The following is an 8,013-nucleotide window of genomic DNA, read 5'->3' on the forward strand; positions in this document are numbered from 1 at the left end:
AAGAACGGACTGATCGCTATAAGTCGGAACTGACCGACTCAGGCTCTAGTTACACGTTTGGCAACAAGACATTAACAGAGTGCGAATTAGTCCTTGACTATGTTTGACTACATTTTAAGGAACAGTGGATGTACTTATACATATTCTTTATGAACAGAGCAGTGCTCTGCTTATCTATTACTGCGCACTTCACTTGTTTTGCGCCAAATTAAAAAAGGAGTCCTTTTCATTTGTTGCTCGAAGCGTACTTTTCGTCTTGCGTTCGGGCAAGGCAGTGCCTTGCTGATCCTTACTCAGGATGTGGCGTTAAGCGCAGGTAAGGCGTGACCGCGGTATACCCTTTAGGAAAACATTGTGCAATTTCAGTCTCATCTTTTAGGGAAGGCACAATCACCACATCATCGCCATGCTGCCAATTGGCCGGTGTTGCGACTTTATGGCTGTCGGTGAGTTGCAATGAATCCACCACACGCAAGATTTCATGGAAATTACGACCCGTCGATGCCGGATAGGTAATAATCAAACGGACTTTTTTGTTTGGATCGATGACCACCAAAGAGCGAACTGTGAGCGTTTCACTGGCATTCGGGTGAATAAAGTCATATAGTTCAGACACTTTACGATCCTGATCGGCAATGATTGGGAAATTGACCGTGGTATTCTGGGTTTCATTGATGTCTTTAACCCAGCCCTTATGTGATTCAACATCATCAACCGATAAGGCAATGGCTTTGACACCACGTTTTTCAAATTCATCCTTCAGCTTTGCGGTATAGCCAAGTTCAGTGGTACATACCGGCGTATAGTCCGCCGGATGTGAAAATAAAATGCCCCAGCTATCGCCCAGAAAATCATAAAAATTAATCAGGCCTTTACTGGATTGCTGTTCAAAATTCGGTGCGGTGTCGCCTAGACGTAAACTCATCTTTTGCCTCAATTGGTCTTTTAATGTAGAGATGAGATTTAATATGAACTAATTTTTTTATGATTAAAAATAGTGTTTTTAGCTTTCTTTATGAATAAATTACATAAGTCATTTGTTTTATCTATCTAGAATCAAACAAATCAGTCGTCTAATTGACTATATTGCACAGCTAAAGTTTGCTACATTACTTTGCCTTAGATCTCGGGGCTAGAACTCAGGATCAGATTTTTTTTCAGCGGTTTTATAGCAAAACCCTTGTAGTTCAAATTTCTAGCACCATAATAACGACTAAGAACATATTCATTTGACAAGCAAGATTTAGAGAGTCTATTCATGTTGGCAAGTCTGATCGGAGGAATCTTCGGTACCAAAAATGAGCGCGAACTCAAACGCATGCGTAAAATCGTAGACAAGATTAATGTGCTCGAGCCGACGATATCTACCCTTAGCGATGCAGACTTATCTGCAAAAACTGAAGAATTCAAACAACGATATAATAAGGGTGAAAACCTCGATAAATTATTGCCTGAAGCATTTGCAGTCTGTCGTGAAGCCGCCAAGCGGGTCATGGGCATGCGTCATTATGACGTGCAGCTGATCGGTGGTATTACCTTGCACGAAGGTAAAATTGCAGAGATGCGTACCGGTGAGGGTAAAACCCTGATGGGTACCTTGGCCTGTTACCTGAATGCCATCAGCGGTCAGGGTGTGCATGTCATTACCGTGAACGATTACCTGGCACAACGTGATGCCGAGCTCAACCGTCCATTATTTGAATTTTTGGGTTTAAGCATCGGGATTATTTATTCCATGCAAAATCCGATGGAAAAAGCGGAAGCTTATCGTGCCGATATTACCTACGGTACCAATAACGAATTTGGCTTTGATTACCTGCGTGACAACATGGTGTTCTCGCTGGCTGAGAAAAAGCAGCGTGGTTTAACCTATGCGATTATTGATGAGGTCGATTCGATCCTGATTGATGAAGCACGTACTCCGCTGATTATTTCGGGTCAAAGTGAAGACTCTTCGCAGCTTTATGCAGCCATTAATAATATTCCACCAAAATTACAGCCGCAAAAAGAAGAGAAAGTGCCGGATGGTGGTCACTTCTGGATTGATGAAAAACAGCGTTCAGTTGAAATCACTGAAGTGGGTTTTGAAACCATTGAAAGTGAACTGATTGAAATGGGCTTGCTGGCTGAAGGTGAGAGCCTGTACTCGGCTTCGAACCTGAATCTGTTGCATCATGTGACTGCGGCAATTCGTGCCCATTATTTATATCAACGTAACGTGCAATACATCATCAATGATGGTGAAGTGATTATCGTTGATGAAAATACCGGTCGTACCATGCCGGGCCGTCGTTGGTCTGAAGGCTTGCATCAAGCAGTAGAAGCCAAAGAAGGTCTGGAAATTCAACCAGAGAACCAGACCCTGGCAACCACAACCTTCCAGAACTATTTCCGTCTGTATAAAAAATTATCGGGTATGACCGGTACTGCTGATACTGAAGCCGCGGAAATGAAAGAAATTTATGGTCTGGATGTGGTGCTGATTCCGACCCATCGTCCAATGATCCGTGATGACCAGAACGATTTAATCTATTTAAATCGTGAAGGCAAATATAACGCGATTATTCAAGAAATTCAGCGTGTGCATGAAGCCGGTGTTGCGCCAATCTTGATTGGTACGGCAACAATCGAAGCATCTGAGATTCTATCCGATAAGCTGAAAGCTGCCGGTATTACTCACGAAGTACTGAATGCCAAACAGCACGAACGTGAAGCGGATATTATTGCGCAAGCCGGTGCACCGCGTGCCGTGACCATTGCCACCAACATGGCGGGGCGTGGTACCGATATTCTGCTGGGTGGTAACTGGAAAGCATTGCTGGCCAAAATTGAAAATCCGACAAGCGATGACGAAGCGCGTCTGAAAGCGGAATGGGATGTTAATCATCAATCCGTTCTGGATTCGGGTGGCTTGCATATTATCGGTTCTGAACGTCATGAATCACGCCGTATCGATAACCAGTTGCGTGGTCGTGCAGGCCGTCAGGGTGATCCGGGTGTATCGCGTTTCTACCTATCGCTTGAAGATGACCTGATGCGTATTTTCGCCGGTGACCGTGTGGTGGGTATGATGCGTGCCATGGGCTTGCAGGAAGATGAAGCGATTGAACACAAAATGGTGTCTCGCTCGATTGAGAATGCACAGCGTAAAGTCGAAGCACGTAACTTCGATATTCGTAAGAACTTGCTGAAATACGATGACGTGAATAACGAACAGCGTAAGATTATTTATAGTCAGCGTGATGACATTCTGGCAGAAAATTCGCTGCAAGATTATATTGAAGAAATGATTCGTGAAGTGATGCAGGGTGTAATTGTCAATTATATTCCGCCTGAGTCGATTCATGACCAGTGGGATATTGAAGGTCTGGAATTGGCCTTGCGTGAAGACATGTCACTCGATCTTCCTATCGCACAATGGCTGGAACAGGACCGTCGTCTCGATGAAGAGGCATTGGTGGTGCGTATTAGCGATGAAGTACTGAATCGTTACCGTTCACGTCGTGAACAAATGGGTGCGGAATCTGCAGCATCGCTTGAACGTCACTTTATGCTGAATTCTCTGGATCGTCACTGGAAAGAACATCTGGCAGCGATGGATTACTTGCGTCAGGGCATCCATTTACGTGGCTATGCACAGAAAAATCCAGAGCAGGAATATAAAAAAGAAGCCTATAACCTGTTTGTGAATATGCTGGGTGTCATCAAATCGGATGTCGTTACAGATTTATCGCGTATTCATGTTCCAACACCTGAAGAGCTGGCTGAAATGGAAGCGCAGCAGCTGGCACAGGCTGAGGCAATGCGTTTGCAGTTATCTCATGATGAGTTCGACGGTTTACTGGCAGATGAACATGAAAATACGACTGAACAAAATGCTGAGGCAAATCCGGTAGCGCCAGTCTTTGAAGCGCCGGCAAGCCGTAATGCACCTTGTCCATGTGGTTCAGGCCTGAAATATAAACAGTGTCATGGCAGAATCTAAGCGATATTGAAAATCAGAGCCACATGGCTCTGATTTTTTATGTATAAAGATTTTTCAGAAACTGAATACTATTTGCAGTCCTGCGGATTAAATGGTATTTAATGGCTCATTCAACACCGAAAAGTGGAATAACCTGAATGAAAAAAGTATTAAAAACGCTCATGATTGCCGCTTTGGCCATGCCTGCTTTAAGTTTTGCAGAAACTGCAGCCACCACGACACTTGATAAAGTTCAGCAAGCAGTGGGTTCTACTACAGCTCAAGTACAACGTACAGATGAACAAGTGACCGTGGCCAGCCCGCGTACCGGGATTCGTTATACCTTTGCCAATCAGAATCGCCCGATTGTGTTGCAGACCGCTGCGATTGCACCGGCCAATGCGGCCAATGCAGATCGTATTGTGGCATCTAATCCGGCACTTTCTGCCGCGAGTCAGCAGCAAGCGAAGCAGGCTTTATTAAATGAAGCAGGGCAACTTGCGAAAAATTAAAATCTCCGATTTTTTAAAATGCAGAAACCAGTCTTGATGACTGGTTTTTTATTGTGAAAATCCATCATAAATCTCAAGCTGACTCAGGCTTTGGCTCGATTTTTTGTTGCAGATCAACTAAGCTGTATTTTTCCGAAACTTCAATATTGGACTTTAAAATGGCAGTTGGTGACGTATCTATGCCACAGATGCATGTGGTAAAAGGGGTTAAAATTGGTTCGGCTGAAGCCTATGTGCGCTATCAGAACCGACGTGACCTGGTGATATTTGAACTGGCTGCAGGCTCCAATGTTGCAGGGGTATTTACTCAAAATGCCTTCTGCGCAGCCCCGGTGCATGTATCTAAAGCGCATTTACAGGTAGGGAATCCGCGTTACCTAGTGATCAATACCGGTAATGCCAATGCAGGAACTGGTCCTACAGGCATGGCAAATGCAGAAGCCACCTGTGCCAAGCTGGCTGAACTGGCAGGGATACAGGCTGCTGAAGTTTTACCATTCTCTACGGGTGTCATTGGCGAGCAATTGCCAATGGAGCGTTTGCTCAGCGGTTTACAACCTGCGCTAGACTCATTGCGTGATGATGCCTGGGTCGATGCTGCAACGGGAATCATGACCACAGATACTACACCGAAAGGCGCTTCAGAGCAGTTCGAGCTGGATGGTGTCACCTATACCATGACCGGTATTTCCAAGGGTGCCGGCATGATTCGCCCAAATATGGCAACCATGCTGGGTTATGTCGCAACCGATGCTCCAATCAGCCGTGAACTGGTTCAGCAGTTATTAACAGAAACAGTAAATGTGTCGTTTAACCGTATTACCATCGATGGTGATACTTCAACCAATGATTCCTGCATCTTGATTGCCACAGGTCAAGGCGGTGGTGCTGAAATTACTTCGACTGAAGATCCACGTTATGCGGTCGTGCTTGATGTGTTAATGCGTACCATGAAACGCTTGGCGCAACTGATTGTGCGTGATGGTGAAGGTGCCACTAAATTTATTACAGTTGCGGTAGAAGGTGGTGCTAATATTCAGGAATGCTGTGATGTGGCTTATAGCATTGCACATTCGCCATTGGTTAAAACTGCGATTTTTGCTTCTGATCCAAACTGGGGGCGTATTTTGGCAGCGATTGGTTATGCTGGTGTGCCGAATTTAGACGTTGCAAAAATTCAGGTTTGGTTAGATGATGTACAAATCTGTAAAGATGGTGGTGCGGCAGCAGACTATACTGAAGCAGCTGGTGCAGGTGTGATGGCCCAAGCTGAAATGACGATTCGTGTTGATCTTGGACGTGGTACAGCGAAAGACACGGTCTATACCTGTGACCTGTCTTATGATTACGTCAAGATTAATGCAGATTATCGTTCATAATTCAGATCGTTTCTAAAGCCTCCGTTGTGGGGCTTTTTTTATATCTTATGATTTTTAATGACTGGTCAAAAATGGCATTTTGCCAATTGTGATTAGGGTGTAGGGTAAATGTCCGTGTCATAACGGATAATTAGGATAGAGTAAAAGTTGTTATGAATAGTGCGACCAAATTAATAGCCAATGAAGCAAAGTCGATTGTGCAGGCGCATTTAGATCGTTTAGGCGTTCCTCAAGAACATCAAATGAGCCAGCAGGAAAAATTAGACAAATTTGCACAAATCAAGGCTGAGCTGGAAAAACAGGATGCCGTTTTGGTGGCGCATTATTATTGCGATCCTGAAGTGCAAGAACTGGCTGAGTTGACCGGTGGTTGTGTTTCGGATTCTCTGGAAATGGCACGTTTTGGTCGCGATCATCCAGCCTCTACGTTGGTAGTGGCAGGAGTGAAATTTATGGGTGAAACCTCAAAAATTTTATCTCCAGATAAAACCGTGCTGATGCCAACCCTGGAAGCAACCTGTTCACTGGATCTCGGTTGTCCAGTTGATGAATTTACAGCTTTTTGCGATGCGCACCCCGATCATACCGTGGTGGTGTATGCCAATACTTCCGCAGCGGTGAAAGCGCGTGCCGATTGGGTAGTGACTTCTAGCTGTGCAGTGGAAATTATTGAACATCTGGACAGTCTCGGTGAAAAAATTATCTGGGCGCCGGATCAGCACTTGGGCCGATATATCCAAAGTAAAACCGGTGCAGAAATGTTGCTCTGGGATGGTGCCTGTATCGTGCATGAAGAATTCCGTTCACGTGGTATTGTCAATATGAAAGCACTCTATCCAGATGCTGCGGTGTTGGTACATCCGGAATCCCCCATGTCTGTAGTCGAGATTGCCGATGCAGTAGGCAGTACCTCGCAACTGATTAAAGCCGCACAGACTTTGCCACATCAGCGTTTAATTGTGGCTACGGATCGTGGTATCTTCTATAAAATGCAGCAAGCAGTTCCCGATAAAGTCCTGATTGAGGCACCAACTGCGGGGGAAGGGGCAACCTGTCGTTCTTGTGCGCATTGTCCGTGGATGGCAATGAATGAGCTGGATGGTATTTTGCATGTATTACAGCATAAGGATCAGGAAGTACATGTCGATCCTGTACTGGCTGAACGCGCAAAACTGCCTCTAGATCGCATGTTGAATTTTAGTGACGGACTAAAACGTTAAAATTTGTATAAAAAATGTCTGAAGCGCTTGATAAATAAACGCTTGGCGCGTTTTTTAGGTTTTTTTTTAAGATAGGTGTTGACGTCTCCGGGCGTCACGCCTAGAATGCACACCGTACCGAACGATGTTCGATACGAAAGCTGAGATGAATCGGAGCATAGCACAGCCTGGTAGTGCACCTGGTTTGGGACCAGGGGGTCGTAGGTTCGAATCCTACTGCTCCGACCAATTCTTCAAGGCAAATGATGTTTGCATCAGTAACGCGCTTGTAGCTCAGTTGGATAGAGCATCCGCCTTCTAAGCGGATGGTCACAGGTTCGAATCCTGTCAGGCGCGCCATTTGGTCGCTTGATGTTAAGAATCAAAATGATGGTGGATGTAGCTCAGTTGGTAGAGCCCTGGATTGTGATTCCAGTTGTCGCGGGTTCGAATCCCGTCATTCACCCCAACTTTTAAAGTTGAAATCGGAGCATAGCACAGCCTGGTAGTGCACCTGGTTTGGGACCAGGGGGTCGTAGGTTCGAATCCTACTGCTCCGACCATCTCCTTAAAGATGGTCGAGATAAAAGATACCGCGTTAAGCGGTTTTTTTATGCCTGAAATTCAACAAGAGTAAAAAATATACAATATTATTTATAATTGCCTTTTTAATAATTGCTTATACAAGTACTTATATCTCTATATCAATTTATTCTTCACTCAATATAGATGTTCAGGTGAGATGGATTTTTTATTTTGTGTCTTTTGTTGAAGAAGGATCATGATGCGTTTAAGGGTTGGGAAATATTGAGGCATTCTCATTTTTATACTAGGCAGAGTAAAACTTGAAGTGCGACATAAACCACCTAATTAATTTAAAGGGTTTATGGAGTATATAAAATTGTCATACCATCATCTTAACTTTGAAGATCGTACTGCATTAATGCTTGAGTCAAGAA

The 8,013-nt window shown here is 44.5% G+C and carries 5 protein-coding genes and 4 tRNA genes; 8 read left to right on the forward strand and 1 reads right to left on the reverse strand.

The annotated features are described in order from the left end of the window. Positions 1-289: 289 nt before the first annotated feature. Positions 290-925, reverse strand: coding sequence for a peroxiredoxin (locus tag FTU82_RS15065; protein WP_180101574.1), 636 nt, complete (start codon positions 923-925; stop codon positions 290-292). A 333-nt stretch (positions 926-1,258) separates the two neighbouring features. Between FTU82_RS15065 and secA the strand changes: the two genes are divergently transcribed. The 8 genes from secA to FTU82_RS15105 all read left to right on the forward strand — a co-directional run bounded on the left by secA (position 1,259) and on the right by FTU82_RS15105 (position 7,617). Continuing rightward, positions 1,259-3,985 (forward strand): preprotein translocase subunit SecA, encoded by a 2,727-nt coding sequence (gene secA, locus FTU82_RS15070; protein WP_180101576.1) that lies wholly within the window; start codon positions 1,259-1,261, stop codon positions 3,983-3,985. A gap of 137 nt (positions 3,986-4,122) precedes the next feature. Beyond that, entirely contained in the window at positions 4,123-4,476 is a 354-nt protein-coding gene (locus FTU82_RS15075) for a hypothetical protein (protein ID WP_005098054.1), read from the forward strand. A gap of 158 nt (positions 4,477-4,634) precedes the next feature. After that, positions 4,635-5,855 carry a bifunctional glutamate N-acetyltransferase/amino-acid acetyltransferase ArgJ gene (gene argJ / locus FTU82_RS15080; RefSeq protein ID WP_005098053.1) on the forward strand — a complete coding sequence of 407 codons (1,221 nt, stop codon included), beginning with the start codon at positions 4,635-4,637 and terminating at the stop codon, positions 5,853-5,855. 152 nt (positions 5,856-6,007) lie between these two features. Further along, positions 6,008-7,075 (forward strand): quinolinate synthase NadA, encoded by a 1,068-nt coding sequence (nadA, locus tag FTU82_RS15085; protein WP_005098052.1) that lies wholly within the window; start codon positions 6,008-6,010, stop codon positions 7,073-7,075. 151 nt (positions 7,076-7,226) lie between these two features. Continuing rightward, positions 7,227-7,303 (forward strand) — tRNA-Pro (locus FTU82_RS15090). A 34-nt stretch (positions 7,304-7,337) separates the two neighbouring features. Then, positions 7,338-7,414 (forward strand) — tRNA-Arg (locus FTU82_RS15095). A 33-nt stretch (positions 7,415-7,447) separates the two neighbouring features. After that, a tRNA-His gene (locus tag FTU82_RS15100) sits at positions 7,448-7,523 on the forward strand. 17 nt (positions 7,524-7,540) lie between these two features. Further along, a tRNA-Pro gene (locus FTU82_RS15105) sits at positions 7,541-7,617 on the forward strand. The last annotated feature ends 396 nt before the right edge of the window (positions 7,618-8,013 follow it).

Origin of the sequence: Acinetobacter sp. YH12151, assembly GCF_013418355.1 — a bacterium.
In the GTDB taxonomy this organism is placed as follows: domain Bacteria; phylum Pseudomonadota; class Gammaproteobacteria; order Pseudomonadales; family Moraxellaceae; genus Acinetobacter; species Acinetobacter pseudolwoffii.

Excerpts from the sequence above, each read along its gene's own strand:
- FTU82_RS15065 (WP_180101574.1), bottom strand. The coding sequence starts at position 925 with ATGAGTTTACGTCTAGGCGACACCGCACCGAATTTTGAACAGCAATCC.
- secA (WP_180101576.1), top strand. The coding sequence starts at position 1,259 with ATGTTGGCAAGTCTGATCGGAGGAATCTTCGGTACCAAAAATGAGCGC.
- FTU82_RS15075 (WP_005098054.1), top strand. The coding sequence starts at position 4,123 with ATGAAAAAAGTATTAAAAACGCTCATGATTGCCGCTTTGGCCATGCCT.
- argJ (WP_005098053.1), top strand. The coding sequence starts at position 4,635 with ATGGCAGTTGGTGACGTATCTATGCCACAGATGCATGTGGTAAAAGGG.
- nadA (WP_005098052.1), top strand. The coding sequence starts at position 6,008 with ATGAATAGTGCGACCAAATTAATAGCCAATGAAGCAAAGTCGATTGTG.